Annotated in this window: 10 protein-coding genes; 4 read left to right on the top strand and 6 right to left on the bottom strand. The window is 71.9% G+C overall.

Annotation, left to right across the window (positions count from 1 at the left end; all coding sequences use genetic code 11):
* Window positions 1-43 precede the first annotated feature (43 nt).
* Entirely contained in the window at window positions 44-1,090 is a 1,047-nt protein-coding gene (lgt, locus tag OHS59_RS32565; protein ID WP_328496923.1) for a prolipoprotein diacylglyceryl transferase, read from the top strand.
* 83 nt (window positions 1,091-1,173) lie between these two features.
* On the opposite strand, the gene OHS59_RS32570 is transcribed toward lgt, so the two are convergent.
* From OHS59_RS32570 to OHS59_RS32595, 6 genes are read right to left on the bottom strand one after another with little or no spacing between them, the layout of a single operon-like run.
* Window positions 1,174-2,031 carry an HpcH/HpaI aldolase/citrate lyase family protein gene (locus tag OHS59_RS32570; RefSeq protein ID WP_328496924.1) on the bottom strand — a complete coding sequence of 286 codons (858 nt, stop codon included), beginning with the start codon at window positions 2,029-2,031 and terminating at the stop codon, window positions 1,174-1,176.
* On the bottom strand, window positions 2,028-3,251 hold the full coding sequence (locus OHS59_RS32575) for a CaiB/BaiF CoA transferase family protein (RefSeq protein ID WP_328496925.1): 1,224 nt from the start codon (window positions 3,249-3,251) through the stop codon (window positions 2,028-2,030). Before OHS59_RS32575 ends, OHS59_RS32570 begins: the two co-directional genes overlap by 4 nt.
* Window positions 3,248-4,774 carry an ADP-ribosylglycohydrolase family protein gene (locus OHS59_RS32580; RefSeq protein ID WP_328496926.1) on the bottom strand — a complete coding sequence of 509 codons (1,527 nt, stop codon included), beginning with the start codon at window positions 4,772-4,774 and terminating at the stop codon, window positions 3,248-3,250. Before OHS59_RS32580 ends, OHS59_RS32575 begins: the two co-directional genes overlap by 4 nt.
* Window positions 4,771-5,922 (bottom strand): ADP-ribosylglycohydrolase family protein, encoded by a 1,152-nt coding sequence (locus tag OHS59_RS32585; protein ID WP_328496927.1) that lies wholly within the window; start codon window positions 5,920-5,922, stop codon window positions 4,771-4,773. The genes OHS59_RS32580 and OHS59_RS32585 overlap by 4 nt, the downstream gene beginning before the upstream one ends.
* 7 nt (window positions 5,923-5,929) lie before the next feature.
* Window positions 5,930-7,222 (bottom strand): ADP-ribosylglycohydrolase family protein, encoded by a 1,293-nt coding sequence (locus tag OHS59_RS32590; protein ID WP_443061535.1) that lies wholly within the window; start codon window positions 7,220-7,222, stop codon window positions 5,930-5,932.
* Window positions 7,219-8,226: an ADP-ribosylglycohydrolase family protein gene (locus tag OHS59_RS32595; RefSeq protein WP_328496928.1), complete on the bottom strand. Its 1,008-nt coding sequence runs from the start codon at window positions 8,224-8,226 to the stop codon at window positions 7,219-7,221. The genes OHS59_RS32590 and OHS59_RS32595 overlap by 4 nt, the downstream gene beginning before the upstream one ends.
* A 270-nt stretch (window positions 8,227-8,496) precedes the next feature.
* On the opposite strand from OHS59_RS32595, the gene OHS59_RS32600 reads away from it, so the two are divergent.
* From OHS59_RS32600 to OHS59_RS32610, 3 genes are all read left to right on the top strand, one after another.
* Window positions 8,497-9,228 carry a VIT1/CCC1 transporter family protein gene (locus OHS59_RS32600; protein ID WP_328496929.1) on the top strand — a complete coding sequence of 244 codons (732 nt, stop codon included), beginning with the start codon at window positions 8,497-8,499 and terminating at the stop codon, window positions 9,226-9,228.
* Window positions 9,229-9,639: 411 nt separating this feature from the next.
* Window positions 9,640-14,235 (top strand): glutamate synthase large subunit, encoded by a 4,596-nt coding sequence (gene gltB, locus OHS59_RS32605; protein WP_328496930.1) that lies wholly within the window; start codon window positions 9,640-9,642, stop codon window positions 14,233-14,235.
* Entirely contained in the window at window positions 14,228-15,688 is a 1,461-nt protein-coding gene (locus OHS59_RS32610; protein ID WP_328496931.1) for a glutamate synthase subunit beta, read from the top strand. The genes gltB and OHS59_RS32610 overlap by 8 nt, the downstream gene beginning before the upstream one ends.
* Window positions 15,689-15,879 lie beyond the last annotated feature (191 nt).

The raw sequence follows: 15,879 nt of genomic DNA on the forward strand, positions 1-15,879 counted from the left end.
GGTTGCCGTACGTGCCGTCCGGCAGGGTAGCGTCGACCCCGCCATGGAATTTGCCTATATCCCCAGTCCTTCGCGCGGTGTGCTGCACCTCGGCCCCATTCCGCTGCGTGGCTACGCGTTCTGCATCATCATCGGCGTCTTCGTAGCCGTCTGGCTCGGCAACAGGCGCTGGGTCGCGCGCGGTGGCCGGCCAGGCACCGTGGCGGACATCGCCGTGTGGGCCGTGCCGTTCGGCCTCGTCGGCGGGCGGCTGTACCACGTCATCACCGACTACCAGCTGTACTTCAGCGAGGGTCAGGACTGGGTCGACGCCTTCAAGATCTGGGAGGGCGGCCTCGGTATCTGGGGGGCCATCGCGCTCGGCGCGGTGGGTGCCTGGATCGGCTGCCGCCGCCGTGGCATCCCGCTGCCGGCCTGGGCGGACGCCCTCGCCCCCGGCATCGCCCTCGCGCAGGCCATCGGCCGCTGGGGCAACTGGTTCAACCAGGAGCTGTACGGGCGCGAGACCGACCTGCCCTGGGCGCTGCACATCACGTCCGTGACGGACGGCCGGGAGCCCGGGTACTACCACCCGACGTTCCTGTACGAGTCGCTGTGGTGCATCGGTGTCGCGGTCCTCGTCATCTGGGCCGACCGCCGCTTCAAGCTCGGCCACGGCCGTGCCTTCGCGCTGTACGTCGCCGCGTACTGCGTGGGCCGCTTCTGGATCGAGTACATGCGTGTCGACGAGGCCCACCACTTCCTGGGGCTGCGTCTGAACGGCTGGACCTCGATCGTGGTCTTCGTCCTCGCCGTGCTCTACATCGTGCTGTCGGCGCGACGCAGGCCGGGCCGCGAAGAGGTCGTCGAGCCGAACGCCCCGGACGACACCGACGAGGACGGCACCGCGGTGGACCTGGACAAGAAGTCCGAGGACGACACCGAGCCCGCCGCCTCCGACGCGGACTCCGAGTCCGCCGGGAAGAAGACAGAGGCCAAGGCGGAAACCAAGGCGGACGCCGAGGCAGCAGCCAAGGACTCCGAGGCAGAGGACGAGGAAGAAGACGGGGCAGAGGTGAAGGGCGAGGCCGAGTCGGCCAAGAAGGCCTGACCGCTGTACCTCCGCACCTCTCCGGGTACGTGGAAGGGGGCGCCCCGGAACGTGGGGCGCCCCCTTCCACGTACCCGCGGTTCCTACGTGCGGCGGGCCATCGCCAGGGTGCGGTGGGCCCCCGCCACCACCGCCGTGTCGATGAAGCGGCCGTCGGGCAGGGCCTGGGCGCCGGGCTGGGTGGCCGCCGCCCGGAGGACCGTCTCGGCCGTTTCGATCTCCTGCGGGGTCGGCAGATAGGCGGCCTCGATCACCGGGAGCTGACGGGGATGGATGGCCGCGCGGCCGAAGAAACCCAGGTCACGGCCGTGGGCGCAGGACGCGGCCAGGCCTGCGAGGTCGCGCACGTCGGGGTGGACGGACTGGGCCGGTGGGGCGAGACCCGCCGCGCGGGCGGCCAGGACCACTCGGGAGCGCGGCCAGTCGAGGCCCGCGTCGTCGCGTACGCCGAGGTCGGCCCGTAGGTCGCTCTCGCCGAGCGCGATGCCGCGCAGGGCGGGATGGGCCGTGGCGACGGCGTACGCGTGCTCGACGGCGAGGGCCGATTCCAGCAGGGCGTACAGGGGGAGGTGCGGGGCGCGTTCCGCCGTACGCCGGATCTGGGCGGGGGAGGAGACCTTCGGCAGGCGCAGGCCCGCCAGGGTTCCGAGCGCGGCGAGGGCCTGGAGGGCGGCGAGGTCGGCCGTGAACTCCGGGCCGTCCAGGGCGTTGACGCGGACGTGGACCGGGACCGGGGGCGGGTCGGCGAGGAGGTCGGCGGTGGCGGCGCGGGCGTACTCCTTGCGTTCGGCGGCGACCGCGTCCTCCAGGTCGACGACGACCACGTCGGCACCGGCGGCCAGGGCCTTCGCCATCACCTCGGGGCGGTCGCCGGGCACGTACAGCCAGGTGAGCGGGGCGGCCCCGGTGGTTTCCGTCGTCTCCACGGTCTCCGTGGTCACAGGGCGCCCTCCGCCCGGAGCTTGGCGATCTCGTCGTCCGTCAGGCCGAGTTCGGTGAGGACCGCGTCCGTGTCGGCGCCGTGCGGGCGGCCGGCCCAGCGGATCCCGCCGGGGGTGTCGGTGAGGCGGAAGAGGACGTTCTGCATGCGCAGCGGGCCCAGTTCGGGATCGTCGACGGTGGTGATCGAGCCGAGAGCCGCGTACTGCGGGTCCTCCATGACATCGCGCACGTCCTGGACGGGAGCCACCGCCGCCTCCGCCTTCTCGAAGGCGTCGATGACTTCGGCGCGGGTGTGCCGGGCGATCCACGTGCCGACCGCCTCGTCGAGGACGTCGGTGTGGCGGGCCCGGTCCGCGCCCGTGGCGAACCACGGTTCGGTGATCAGCTCGGGGCGGCCGACCAGGCACATCACGCGTTCGGCGACCGACTGGGCCGACGTCGAGACGGCGACCCAGGTGCCGTCGGCGGTGCGGTAGGTGTTGCGCGGCGCGTTGTTCTGCGAGCGGTTCCCGGTACGGGCCTGGACATGGCCCAACTGGTCGTACCAGAGCGGCTGCGGGCCCAGCACCGTGAGGATCGGCTCGATGATCGCCATGTCCACGACCTGCCCGCGGCCCGTGCGGTCGCGGGCCGCCAGGGCTGTCATCACCGCGTACGCCGTGGCCAGGCCCGCGATGGAGTCGGCGAGGCCGAAGGGCGGCAGCACCGGCGGGGCGTCCGGTTCACCGGTGATCGCGGCGAACCCGCTCATCGCCTCGGCGAGCGTCCCGAAACCGGGGCGCCGGGAGTACGGGCCGAACTGGCCGAAGCCGGTGACCCGGGCGAGCACCAGCCGGGGGTTCACGGCCGACAGCTCCTCCCAGCCGAGGTCCCATTTCTCCAGCGTGCCCGGCCGGAAGTTCTCGATGATCACGTCGGTGGAGGCGGCCAGACGCAGCAGGGTGTCGCGGCCACCGCAGGTGGAGAGGTCCAGGGTCATCGTGCGTTTGTTGCGGCCGAGGAGTTTCCACCAGAGGCCGATGCCGTCCTTCGACGGGCCGTGGCCGCGGGACGGATCCGGTCTGCGGGGGTGCTCGACCTTGACGACCTCCGCGCCGAAGTCGCCGAGCATCGTGGCGGCGAGGGGACCGGCGAAGAGGGTCGCGAGGTCGAGGACGCGGAGGCCTTCGAGGGGGGCCGGGGCGGCTGCGGGGGACACGGTGGTGGTGGGGGCGGTCATGGGTGCGGGGCCTCCGGGGGACTGGGGCGTACGTCCGGCCGGGTGTCCGGGCGTGTGGTCAGCCGGGCGGTCAGCCGGGCGAGGGTGTCGAAGCCGGTTCCGTCGAAGTCGCCGACGGTCGTGGCCAGGCGGTTCTTCAGGGGGGCCGTCCAGCGGGACGGGAGGGCTTCCGGGGCGCCCGCGAGCAGGCCCGCGATCGAGCCGGCCGTCGCGCCGTTCGAGTCGGTGTCCCAACCGCCCGACACCGCACGGCAGATGGAGGCCGTGAAGTCACCGTCCGCGTGGGTGAGGGCGGCGGCGAGCAGGGCCGTGTTGGGGACGGCGTGGACCCAGTGGTAGGAGGAGTGGGTGGCGTGCAGTTCGTCCACGACTGTGTCGAAGTCCTGGTGCCGCGCCGCCAGTTGGATGGCCTGGCGGATCGCCAGGGCCAGCCGGGAGTCCGGGGGGACGACCGTGAGGCCTGTACGGAGACAGGTGTGGATGTCGCTCGTGCCGGTGGCCGCCCCGGCGATGACGGCCGCCGTGAACATCGCCGCGTAGACGCCGTTGGCGGTGTGGGTGAGGACCGCGTCCCGGTACGCCTGTTCCGCGGCGGCCCCCGGGTCGCCGGGGTTGGTCCAGCCGTGGACGTCCGCGCGGATCAGGGCGCCGATCCACTCGCGGAACGGGTTGCGGTGGCGGGCCGTGTGCGGGGGCTCGATGCCGTCGAGGAGGTTGCGGTACGCGACGCGTTCCGCCGTGAACGTACGGCCCGCCGGGAGTTCGTCCAGCCAGAGGCGGGCCACGTCCGTGGTGGTGAAGTGTCTGCCGTGGCGTCGCAGAAGGAGGAGGTTCAGGAGGGGGTAGTTGAGGTCGTCGTCCTCCGGCATGCCGTCGATGTTCTCGGCGAGGGAGGTGGGGGCGGAGCGGCGGTTCCAGGGGAACGCGGTTTTCAGTTCGGGTGGGAGGCCTCGTTCTGTGAACCAGGTGGTGAGGGGCCAGTTGCCGGTGGCTCTGGCGAGTTGGCGGATGCCGGTGAGGGGGAGCTTCTCCACCGGTTTGCCCAGGAGGCAGCCTGCGGCTCGCCCCAGCCAGGCGGCTTCCAGGGCGGTTTCTTCCCCAGACCCGCCCCTTCCCGAAGGTGGGGGCTGCGCCCCCACGCCCCCGGTTGGCCGGCCGGGGTCCGCTGTGCCCACCTGTTCCGCCCTTGCGGAACGATTGCCCACAGCGTTGGTGGCGGGCGGCCAAGCTGGACAGCGGGCCTGGATCCCGGCCAGGTCTGTCGGCTCGCTGTCTTCCAAACCGCTGGTCAGGTCTGCCAGTTCGTCCAGGAGGTCCTGGGCCAGGGCGCGCAGGTAGGGGGAGGCCGGGTGGGGGGAGGCGCCCGCTCGGTGGGGGGAGTGGGGGCCGCCCGCTCTGTGCCAGCGGGCCGCGACGGCTGCGGGCTGCCGGCCGTCCTCCTGAGCCTGGCGGAGTTCGTGGCCCAGGAGGTCTTCCGGCTGGACCCAGGTCAGGCGCAGCGGGGCCGGACGCGGGAGGGTCATGACAGCTCCGCGTACGCCGTCTCGTGGGCGCGGCGGCGCGTGACGTCCCGCTCGAAGATCTCCTGGGTCACCTCGGTGAGGGTTTTCGCGGGGGCCTGGAGGTCCAGGCGGCTGGACTCCGCGACCGTCTTGGCCCAGTCGGACGGGATCTCCGAACCGAGGGCGCCCGCGAGAGCGCCGGACATCGTGGCGATGGAGTCGCAGTCGCGGCCGTAGTTCACCGAGCCCAGTACCGCGTGCCGGTAGTCGCCGCGCGAGACCAGCAACATGCCGAGCGCCACCGGGAGTTCCTCGATGGAGTGGATGCGGGACGGGCGGCGGGCGCCGAGGGAGGGGTTGCGGTAGTCCGGGCCGACCGTGTCGTACGGGGCGACCGCCTCGCGCAGCGGACGCAGCGCCGACTCGAAGTCCGAGTACCGCGAGGCCGTGTCGCAGACCGTCTCGATCGCGGCCCGCGTGCCGTCCTTCGCCACGGCCAGGCATGCCTCGATCACCGAGTCCGGGGTCGCGTCGGGGGTGCAGGCCGCCGCCACCGCCGCCGCGAAGACACCCGCGGCCTCGCGCCCGTACGACGACTGGTGGGCGCCCGCGATGTCGAGGGCCTCGGCGTACGCGCCCGCCGGGTTCGCCGCGTTGACCAGGCCTGCCGGGGCCATGTACATCGCGGCCCCGCAGTTGACGATGTTGCCGGTGCCGGCCTCGCGGGGGTCCACGTGCCCGTAGTGGATCCGGGCCACCAGCCACTTCTCGGCGAGGAAGATCCGCTGGAGGGGGAGGGCGTCCGCTTCGAGCTCCGGGATCCAGCGGGGCGTCGTCATCAGGTCGGGCACCAGGTGCCCGGCGACGGCGTACGCGTCGAGGTGGTCGCGGACCTTCGCGTACACCCGTACCAGCGCGTGGGTCATCAAGGTGTCGTCGGTGACGTGCCCGTCGCCCTTGTGGTACGGGGCGACGGGACGGGCCGTGCGCCAGTCGTCGCCGTGCCAGGGGCCGACGATGCCGTGGACGCGTCCACCGTGACGTCCGACGATCTGCTCGGGGGAGTAGCCCTCCACGGGGCCGCCGAGCGCGTCGCCGACGGCGGCTCCGACGAGGGCTCCGGTGATCCGGTCGCCGAGGGTTCCCGTTTCTTCGCTTCTGGGCGTCATGCCCGGATCATCCCCCCGGGAGGGCCAGTTCCGTCGCTTCCAGCAGATCGGCGAGTCCGATGAGATCCGTGCCGGTCAGGCGGGGCAGCGCGCAGCCGCAGAGGGTGCGGCAGGCGTCGCGCCAGGCGGTGGGGATGGCCGCGCCGCCGCCGAGCGCTCCGGTCAGCGCGCCGGCGAGGGCCGGGGCCGAGTCCGCGACCCGGGACAGGCACGCGGCCGCGGGCACCGCCTCCGCGATCCGGCCGTGCGCGGCGACGGCCAGTGCGAGGGCGACCGGGACGGTCTCGGCGGCTGCGATGCCGTAGCTGTAGACGTGGTCGACGATCTGGTGCTCCAGGAGGGGGACCAGGCCGAAGGCGCCGTCGCCGTTCGCCACGGCGTCGTGGGCGAGTGCCAGGGCGTGGCGTGCGTTGCGGCCGATCTCCGTGGCCTCCGGGAGTTCGGCGATGGCCGCGTCCGCGCAGGCGTTCACGTCCGCGCCGCTCAGGGCGAGTGCGACGGCCGCGGCCATCGCGCGGGCGCCGTGCACTCCGTCGCCGTCCTGTGTGTAGCGGGCGTCGAACTCGGCCAGTTCCGCGGCGGACCGGGGGTCGCCCGCGTGGGCGACGGCCAGCACGCAGGCCCGTACGCAGGCCGCGTCGTCGAAGTAGTGGGGGTTGTCGTGGCCGGAGGCGGGCGGGCGCAGGCCGGTGGCGAGGTTGCCGAGACCGGCCCGCACGGAGATGCGGGCGCGCAGGGGGAGTACGGCCGACTCGACCTCGGGTGCGCGGTCCGCGGCGGCGGCGACCTCGCTGGCGATCGCGTTCCAGGAGAGGTCGATCGCGGCGCGCATCCGGCGTTCCCGGCTCAGGTCGCCGAGCATGCCGGCGTCGGTGGCCCGCAGGACCGCCTCCGCGGCGAACGCCGCCCACTCCGCGTCGTCCGAGGGGCCGAGTCTCAGGGGTTCCGGGGGCTGGTTCAGGGCGATGGGGACGGGGAGGGTGGTGGTCGCGTTCTGCTCCGCGAAGGTGTCCAGTTCGCGGGTGAGGCGTCTTGTCCATTCGGGCATGCGGGTCGCTCTGTGCCGTGCCGCCGGCCAGCCCGCGGCGTCGCCTGCGGCCAGGCCCAGGAGGAGGCCCTCGATTCGCCTCGGGCGCGTGGGGGTGTGCGGGTGCGGGTGCGCCGTGGCTTGTTGCGCAGTTCCCCGCGCCCCTGAAGGGCGCGCCTCTGGCGGGGCTTGTTGCGCTGTTTCCCGCGCCCCTGGGTGGGTGGGGGTGGCGCTCGGCTCGGGTGGTGCGGAGGTTGGGGGGGCGGGGGTCATTGGGTGTCCTCCGGTGGGGTCAGTAGGTCTGCTACGTCCAGGACGTGGTGGCCCTGCATGGAGGGGAGGCAGCTGCCCTTCGCGGGGCCGATCGCCGCCGCCCAGGCGGGTGGGATCGCGGCGGCGCCGCGCGTGGCGCCGGCCAGGGCGCCCGCCACCGCCGCCGTGGTGTCGGCGTCGCGGCCCATGTTCACCGCGGTGAGGACCGACTCCGTGAAGTCGCCGTCGGCGGCCGCGTACGCGCCGAAGGCCAGGGCGACGGCCTCGGGGGCCAGGTCCGTCCAGGGATAGCCGCCGATGACGACCGCCGAGCGCACCGCGCGTTCGCCGCGGTGCGCGCAGGCCACGGCCCTGCGCAGGGAGCGGGCCGTCCAGGAGTCGTCGGGGATGACGGCCAGGGCCGAGGCGACGACGGCGATCGTGGGGGCGCCCGCCATCGCCGCGGCGACGCCCGCCGCGACGGCCTGGCCGCCGTAGATGCCCTCGCCGTCATGGCTCACCGAACCGTCGATCGCCACCAGCCGGGCCGCCTCCGCGGGGCGGCCCGCCGCGAAGACCCCGAAGGGCGCCGCGCGCATGGCGAGCCCGTCGCTCCAGGCGTGCCGGTGCTGGGCGGAGATGGGAGCGGCGAGCCCCCGGCGCAGGTTCTCCAGCGTGCCGCGTTCGCTGAAGCCCGCGCCCCGGAACGGCCCCTCGTCCCGGTCCGCGATCCACTGGTGCCAGGCCGCCTCCACATGCCGGGTGGTGAGCGCCGAGCCGTGCCGGGCGAGCAGCAGGCCCGAGAAGATCGCGTACTCGGTGTCGTCCGTGCCGGCCGGCTTCTCGGCGACGTACCCCGTGATGCGGCCCCAGCGGGCGCGGATCTCGGACGGCTTCATGTTCTCGGCCGGTGCCCCCAGCGCGTCCCCCACGGCGAGCCCCAGCAGTGCGCCGCGCGCGCGTTCGCGGAGAGCGGTGGCGTCCCCGGGCGCCGGTACCGGCGGTACGCAGGCGATCGATGCCATGGCGGGCCCTCTCCGTCGCGGGGTCCCGGACGATCGGAAGCAGTCGGAAGCCCCTTTGCGCATGTGTCCCCACGGAGAGCTTCACCGGAGCCTCACGCGCCCCAGCATCACCCGGTCGACATTTGTGCGCAGGTCAGCACGGATGAGCGAAAGAGGGGAAAGGTGCAGGTAAGTACGGCCTTCCTTGCTGGCGGACGCGGAATTTCCGGCGTAAGTTCGCAGTTGTCCAAAAGTAGAAGAAGTCCAAACAAGCACATGGGGGACCCCTGTATGGCCATCATCGAGACCGAGGCCGCGCTTCATGGGGCGCACCGCGACAACCACACCCACCGGGACGTGAACGGGGGGTGGCTGCGCCCGGCCGTCTTCGGTGCGATGGACGGCCTCGTCTCCAACCTGGCCCTGATGACCGGTGTGGCGGGCGGAGCCGTCTCCCACCGGACCGTCGTCATCACCGGCCTCGCGGGTCTGGCCGCCGGCGCCTTCTCCATGGCGGCCGGCGAGTACACCTCCGTCGCCTCGCAGCGCGAACTCGTCGAGGCCGAACTCGACGTGGAGCGGAGGGAGTTGAGGAAGCATCCGCTCGACGAGGAGCGAGAGCTGGCCCTGCTGTACGAAGCCCGGGGGGTCGAGCCCGCCCTTGCCGGTGAGGTCGCCCGGCAGCTGTCCCGGGATCCCGAGCAGGCGCTGGAGATCCATGCGCGGGAGGAGCTGGGCATCGACCCCGGCGATCTGCCGTCACCTCTCGTCGCCGCCGTGTCGAGCTTCGGCGCCTTCGCCCTGGGGGCCCTCCTGCCCGTCCTCCCGTACCTGCTGGGAGCCGCCACCCTCTGGCCCGCCCTGCTCCTCGCCGCCCTCGGACTGTTCGCCTGCGGTGCGATCGTGGCCAAGGTGACCGCCAGGTCATGGTGGTTCAGCGGGCTGCGGCAGCTCGCGCTGGGCGGGGCCGCCGCCGGTGTGACGTACGCCCTGGGCAGTTTCTTCGGAACGGCCGTAGGATGACCGGCACCGCCGGAACGAGCAGCTATGCAAGGGACTGCATAAGTAGTCGTTACTCGGCGGTTTCGAACGCTTAACCATTGGGCATGAGCCGTAAGCGCCGCGGGCAATGACGCCCGCGCCGTACATCAAGAGCATCACGAGCAGCGGGTGACGTTGCCTGCCGCGATCGGGCCGCCGGTCAATGATCTGACCGAAAAGGCCCCCTTTTTCAGCCGCCACGAGCGGCGCCCCGCCGCGACCCGTGGCGTCCGCATGCTGGAACGCGGTATCCGGTTCACGAGAACCGCTCCATCATGTAACCTGCACGAAATTTTGCACTCTCGCTAAGGGCCAACGTCGTCCCTCGGCACTTGCCCCCAGAGCCTCAAGGCCTGGGAGGTGCCCCCAGCCACGACGACGACGGGAGAGCCGATGCGTACGCCGCGCCAGCCGTCCCAGCACTCCAAGAATGGCCAGAACTGGTCCTTCATGGATGCTCGCCCTGCCGCGCAGGGAATGTACGACCCCCGCAACGAGCACGACGCCTGCGGCGTCGGCTTCGTGGCGACCCTCACCGGTGAGGCGAGCCACGCGCTGGTCGAACAGGCGCTGACCGTGCTCCGCAATCTGGAGCACCGCGGCGCGACCGGCTCGGAACCCGACTCCGGGGACGGCGCGGGCATCCTGTCCCAGGTCCCCGACGCCTTCTTCCGCGAGGTGGCCGAATTCGAGCTGCCCGAGGCCGGCTCGTACGCGGTCGGCATCGCCTTCCTGCCCGAGGAGACCGCCGCCGACGCCGTCTCACGGATCGAGACGATCGCCGCCGAAGAGGACCTCACGGTCCTCGGCTGGCGCGAGGTCCCGGTCGCCCCCGGACTCCTCGGCGCCACCGCCCGCTCGACGATGCCGCACTTCCGCCAGGTCTTCGTGGGGGACGGTTCCAGCCAGGGCATCGACCTCGACCGCAAGGCGTTCGCGCTGCGCAAGCGCGCCGAGCGCGAGGCCGGCGTGTACTTCCCGTCGCTCTCCGCCCGCACCATCGTCTACAAGGGCATGCTGACCACCGGCCAGCTGGAGCCCTTCTTCCCGGACCTGTCCGACCGCCGCTTCGCCTCCGCGATCGCGCTCGTGCACTCCCGGTTCTCCACCAACACCTTCCCGAGCTGGCCGCTCGCCCACCCGTACCGCTTCGTCGCGCACAACGGCGAGATCAACACGGTCAAGGGCAACCGCAACTGGATGGTCGCCCGCGAGTCCCAGCTCGTCTCGGACCTCTTCGGCGCCGACAAGGACCTCGACCGGATCTTCCCGGTCTGTACGCCCGACGCGTCCGACTCCGCCTCCTTCGACGAGGTCCTGGAGCTGCTGCACCTCGGCGGCCGGTCCCTCCCGCACTCCGTACTGATGATGATCCCGGAGGCCTGGGAGAACCACGCCTCCATGGACCCGGCCCGCCGCGCCTTCTACCAGTTCCACGCCACGATGATGGAGCCCTGGGACGGCCCGGCCTGCGTCACCTTCACCGACGGCACCCAGGTCGGCGCGGTCCTCGACCGCAACGGCCTGCGCCCCGGCCGCTACTGGGTCACCGACGACGGCCTCGTCGTCCTCGGCTCCGAGGTCGGCGTCCTCGACATCGACCCCGCGAAGGTCGTCCGCAAGGGCCGCCTGCAGCCCGGCCGCATGTTCCTCGTGGACACCGCCGAGCACCGCATCATCGAGGACGACGAGATCAAGGCCGGCCTCGCCGCCGAGAACCCGTACGCGGAGTGGCTGGAAGCCGGCGAGATCGAGCTCTCCGACCTGCCCGAGCGCGAGCACATCGTCCACACCCACGCCTCGGTCACCCGCCGCCAGCAGACCTTCGGCTACACCGAGGAAGAGCTGCGCGTCATCGTCGCCCCGATGGCCAAGACCGGCGGCGAGCCGCTCGGCTCCATGGGCACGGACTCGCCGATCGCGGCCCTGTCCGAGCGCCCCCGGCTGCTCTTCGACTACTTCACCCAGCTGTTCGCGCAGGTCACCAACCCGCCGCTGGACGCCATCCGCGAGGAGCTCGTCACCTCGCTGCGCTCCTCGCTCGGCCCCGCGGGCAACCTGCTGGAGCCGACCGCCGCCTCCTGTCGAAGCGTCACCCTGCCCTTCCCGGTGATCGACAACGACGAGCTGGCCAAGCTCATCCACATCAACGCCGACGGCGACATGCCCGGCATGAAGGCCGCGACGCTCTCCGGCCTGTACCGCGTCTCCGGCGGCGGCGACTCGCTCGCCGCCCGCCTTGAGGAGATCTGCGCCGAGGCCGACGCCGCCATCGAGAACGGCGCCCGCCTGATCGTCCTCTCGGACCGGCACTCCGACGCCGAGCACGCGCCGATCCCCTCGCTGCTGCTCACCGCCGCTGTGCACCACCACCTCATCGGCACCAAGCAGCGCACCCAGGTGGGCCTGCTGGTCGAGGCCGGCGACGTCCGCGAGGTCCACCACGTGGCCCTCCTCATCGGCTTCGGCGCCGCGGCCGTCAACCCGTACCTCGCGATGGAGTCCGTCGAGGACCTGGTCAGGGCCGGCACGTTCCTCCCGGGCATCGAGTCCGAGCAGGCCATCCGCAACCTGATCTACGCCCTCGGCAAGGGCGTCCTCAAGGTCATGTCCAAGATGGGCATCTCGACCGTCGCCTCCTACCGCGGCGCCCAGGTCTTCGAGGCCGTCGGCCTCGACACGGCCTTCGTGCAGAAGTATTTCAAGGGCACCGCCACCAAGATCGGCGGCGTCGGCATCGACGTCGTCGCCAAGGAGGTCGCCGCCCGCCACGCGAAGGCGTACCCGGCCAGCGGCATCGCGCCCGCCCACCGCGCGCTCGACATAGGCGGCGAGTACCAGTGGCGCCGCGAGGGCGAGCCGCACCTGTTCGACCCCGAGACGGTCTTCCGCCTCCAGCACTCGGCGCGCAGCAACCGCTACGACATCTTCAAGAAGTACACCGACCGCGTGAACGAGCAGTCCGAGCGCCTCATGACGCTGCGCGGCCTGTTCGGCTTCAACTCCGGCCGCGAGCCGATCTCCATCGACGAGGTCGAGCCGGTCAGCGAGATCGTCAAGCGCTTCTCCACCGGCGCCATGTCGTACGGCTCCATCTCCAAGGAAGCCCACGAGACGCTCGCCATCGCCATGAACCAGCTGGGCGCCAAGTCCAACACCGGTGAGGGCGGCGAGGACCCGGACCGCCTCTACGACCCGGCGCGCCGCTCGTCCATCAAGCAGGTCGCGTCCGGCCGCTTCGGTGTCACCTCCGAGTACCTGGTCAACGCGGACGACATCCAGATCAAGATGGCCCAGGGCGCCAAGCCCGGCGAGGGCGGCCAGCTGCCCGGCCACAAGGTCTACCCCTGGGTCGCCAAGACGCGTCACTCGACCCCTGGCGTGGGCCTCATCTCCCCGCCCCCGCACCACGACATCTACTCCATCGAAGACCTCGCCCAGCTGATCCACGACCTGAAGAACGCGAACCCGCAGGCGCGGATCCACGTGAAGCTGGTCTCCGAGGTCGGCGTCGGCACGGTCGCCGCCGGTGTCTCCAAGGCGCACGCGGACGTCGTCCTCATCTCCGGCCACGACGGCGGAACGGGCGCCTCCCCGCTCACCTCGCTCAAGCACGCGGGCGGTCCCTGGGAGCTGGGCCTCGCCGAGACCCAGCAGACGCTGCTCCTGAACGGCCTGCGCGACCGGATCGTCGTACAGACCGACGGCCAGCTGAAGACCGGCCGTGACGTCGTCATCGCCGCGTTGCTCGGCGCCGAGGAGTTCGGTTTCGCGACCGCGCCGCTCGTCGTCTCCGGCTGCGTCATGATGCGCGTCTGCCACCTCGACACCTGCCCGGTCGGCATCGCCACCCAGAACCCCGTCCTGCGGGACCGGTTCACGGGCAAGGCCGAGTACATCGTCAACTTCTTCAAGTTCATCGCCGAAGAGGTCCGCGAGATCCTCGCCGAGCTGGGCTTCCGCACCATCGAGGAGGCCGTCGGCCACGCCGAGGCACTCGACGTCGCCCGCGCCATAGACCACTGGAAGGCGCAGGGCCTGGACCTGGCCCCGCTCTTCTACGTGCCCGAACTGCCCGAGGGCGCGTCCCTCCACCAGACCATCGAGCAGGACCACGGCCTGGAGAAGGCGCTCGACAACGAGCTGATCAAGCTCGCCGCCGACGCCCTCAACGCGACCGGCGCCACCGACGCCCAGCCGGTCCGCGCCCAGGTCGCCATCCGCAACATCAACCGCACGGTCGGCACCATGCTCGGCCACGAGGTGACGAAGAAGTTCGGCGGCGCGGGCCTGCCCGACGACACCGTCGACATCACCTTCACCGGCAGCGCGGGCCAGTCCTTCGGCGCCTTCCTGCCGCGCGGTGTCACGCTGCGCCTGGAGGGCGACGCCAACGACTACGTCGGCAAGGGCCTGTCCGGCGGCCGGGTGATCGTCCGTCCCGACCGGGGCGCCGACCACCTCGCCGAGTTCTCCACCATCGCGGGCAACACCATCGCGTACGGCGCGACGGGCGGCGAGCTGTTCCTGCGCGGCCGCACCGGCGAGCGCTTCTGCGTCCGCAACTCCGGCGCGACCGTGGTCGCCGAGGGCGTGGGCGACCACGGCTGCGAGTACATGACCGGCGGCCACGCCGTCGTCATCGGCGAGACGGGCCGCAACTTCGCGGCCGGTATGTCGGGCGGCATCGCGTACGTCATCGACCTGGACCTCGACAACGTCAACGCCGGCAACCTCGGCGCCGTCGAGGAACTCGACGACACCGACAAGCAGTGGCTGCACGACGTCGTGCGCCGGCACCAGGAGGAGACGGCCTCCACCGTCGCCGAGAAGCTCCTGGCCGAGTGGGACACCGCGGTGGACCGCTTCAGCAAGATCATCCCCAGCACGTACAAGGCAGTGCTCGCCGCCAAGGACGCCGCCGAGCGAGCGGGACTCGACGAGTCCGCGATCACCGAGAAGATGATGGAGGCGGCGACCAATGGCTGATCCCAAGGGCTTTCTGAACCACGGGCGAGAGGTCGCCAGGACCCGTCCCGTCGAGGAGCGCGTCAGGGACTGGAACGAGGTCTACGTCCCCGGCTCCCTCCTGCCGATCATCCCCACGCAGGCCTCGCGCTGCATGGACTGCGGCATCCCCTTCTGTCACAACGGCTGTCCGCTCGGGAACCTCATCCCCGAGTGGAACGACTTCGCGTACCGCGAGGACTGGTCCGCGGCCTCCGAGCGGCTGCACGCCACGAACAACTTCCCGGAGTTCACCGGGCGGCTGTGCCCGGCCCCTTGCGAGTCGGCGTGCGTGCTGGGCATCAACCAGCCCGCCGTGACCATCAAGAACGTCGAGGTCTCGATCATCGACAAGGCGTGGGACAGCGGCGACGTCGCCCCCCAGGCCCCCGAGCGCCTCTCCGGCAAGACGGTCGCGGTCATCGGCTCCGGTCCGGCCGGCCTCGCCGCCGCACAGCAGCTCACCCGCGCCGGCCACACGGTCGCCGTCTACGAGCGCGCGGACCGCGTCGGCGGCCTGCTGCGCTACGGCATCCCCGAGTTCAAGATGGAGAAGCGGCACATCAACCGCCGCATCGAGCAGATGCGCGCGGAGGGCACCCGCTTCCGTACCGGCATCGAGATCGGCCGCGACCTCAAGGCAACGGACCTGCGCAAGCGGTACGACGCCGTGGTCATCGCGGCCGGCGCGACCGTCTCCCGCGACCTGCCGGTCCCCGGCCGCGAGCTGAACGGCATCCACTTCGCCATGGAGTACCTGCCGCTCGCCAACAAGGTGCAGGAGGGCGACTTCGTGGCGCCCCCCATCACCGCCGAGGGCAAGCACGTCGTCGTCATCGGCGGCGGCGACACCGGCGCCGACTGCGTGGGCACCGCCCACCGCCAGGGCGCGGCCAGCGTCACCCAGCTGGAGATCATGCCCCAGCCGGGCGAGGACCGCGCCGAGCACCAGCCCTGGCCGACGTTCCCCATGCTCTACAAGGTGACCTCCGCGCACGAGGAGGGCGGCGAGCGGGTCTACTCCGTCTCCACCACCCACTTCGAGGGCGACGAGGACGGCAACGTGCAGTGGCTGCACCTCGGCGAGGTCGAGTTCATCGACGGCAAGCTGACGCCCAAGCCGGGCTCGGAGCGCAAGATCCCCGCCCAGCTCGTCACCCTCGCCATGGGCTTCACCGGCACCGACCAGGAGAACGGGCTGGTCTCCCAGTTCGCCCTCGAACTCGACGCGCGCGGCAACATCGCCCGCGACGGCGACTACGCGACCAACGTCCCCGGCGTGTTCGTCGCTGGTGACGCCGGGCGCGGCCAGTCCCTCATCGTCTGGGCCATCGCGGAGGGCCGCTCGGCCGCCCGCGGGGTCGACCGCTTCCTCACCGGCGTCAGCGAACTCCCGGCGCCGGTCCGCCCCACGGACCGCTCCCTGATGGTCTGACGCCCACCCCCCCCAATACGTCCGTACAACGGTGTACGGAACTGAGCGCGGCGCCTGCCCTCGTCCCCGACCGGACTTGGTGGGCGCCGTGGTGCGTCTGGGCTGCCGCCCGGCGCGCGTGATTTCCCACCTGCGGGCCGATGGGGGCGGGCGTAAAAGATTGCGCAGTTCCCCGCGCCCCTAGGTGCCTG

This window comes from Streptomyces sp. NBC_00414, from assembly GCF_036038375.1.
GTDB lineage: Bacteria > Actinomycetota > Actinomycetes > Streptomycetales > Streptomycetaceae > Streptomyces.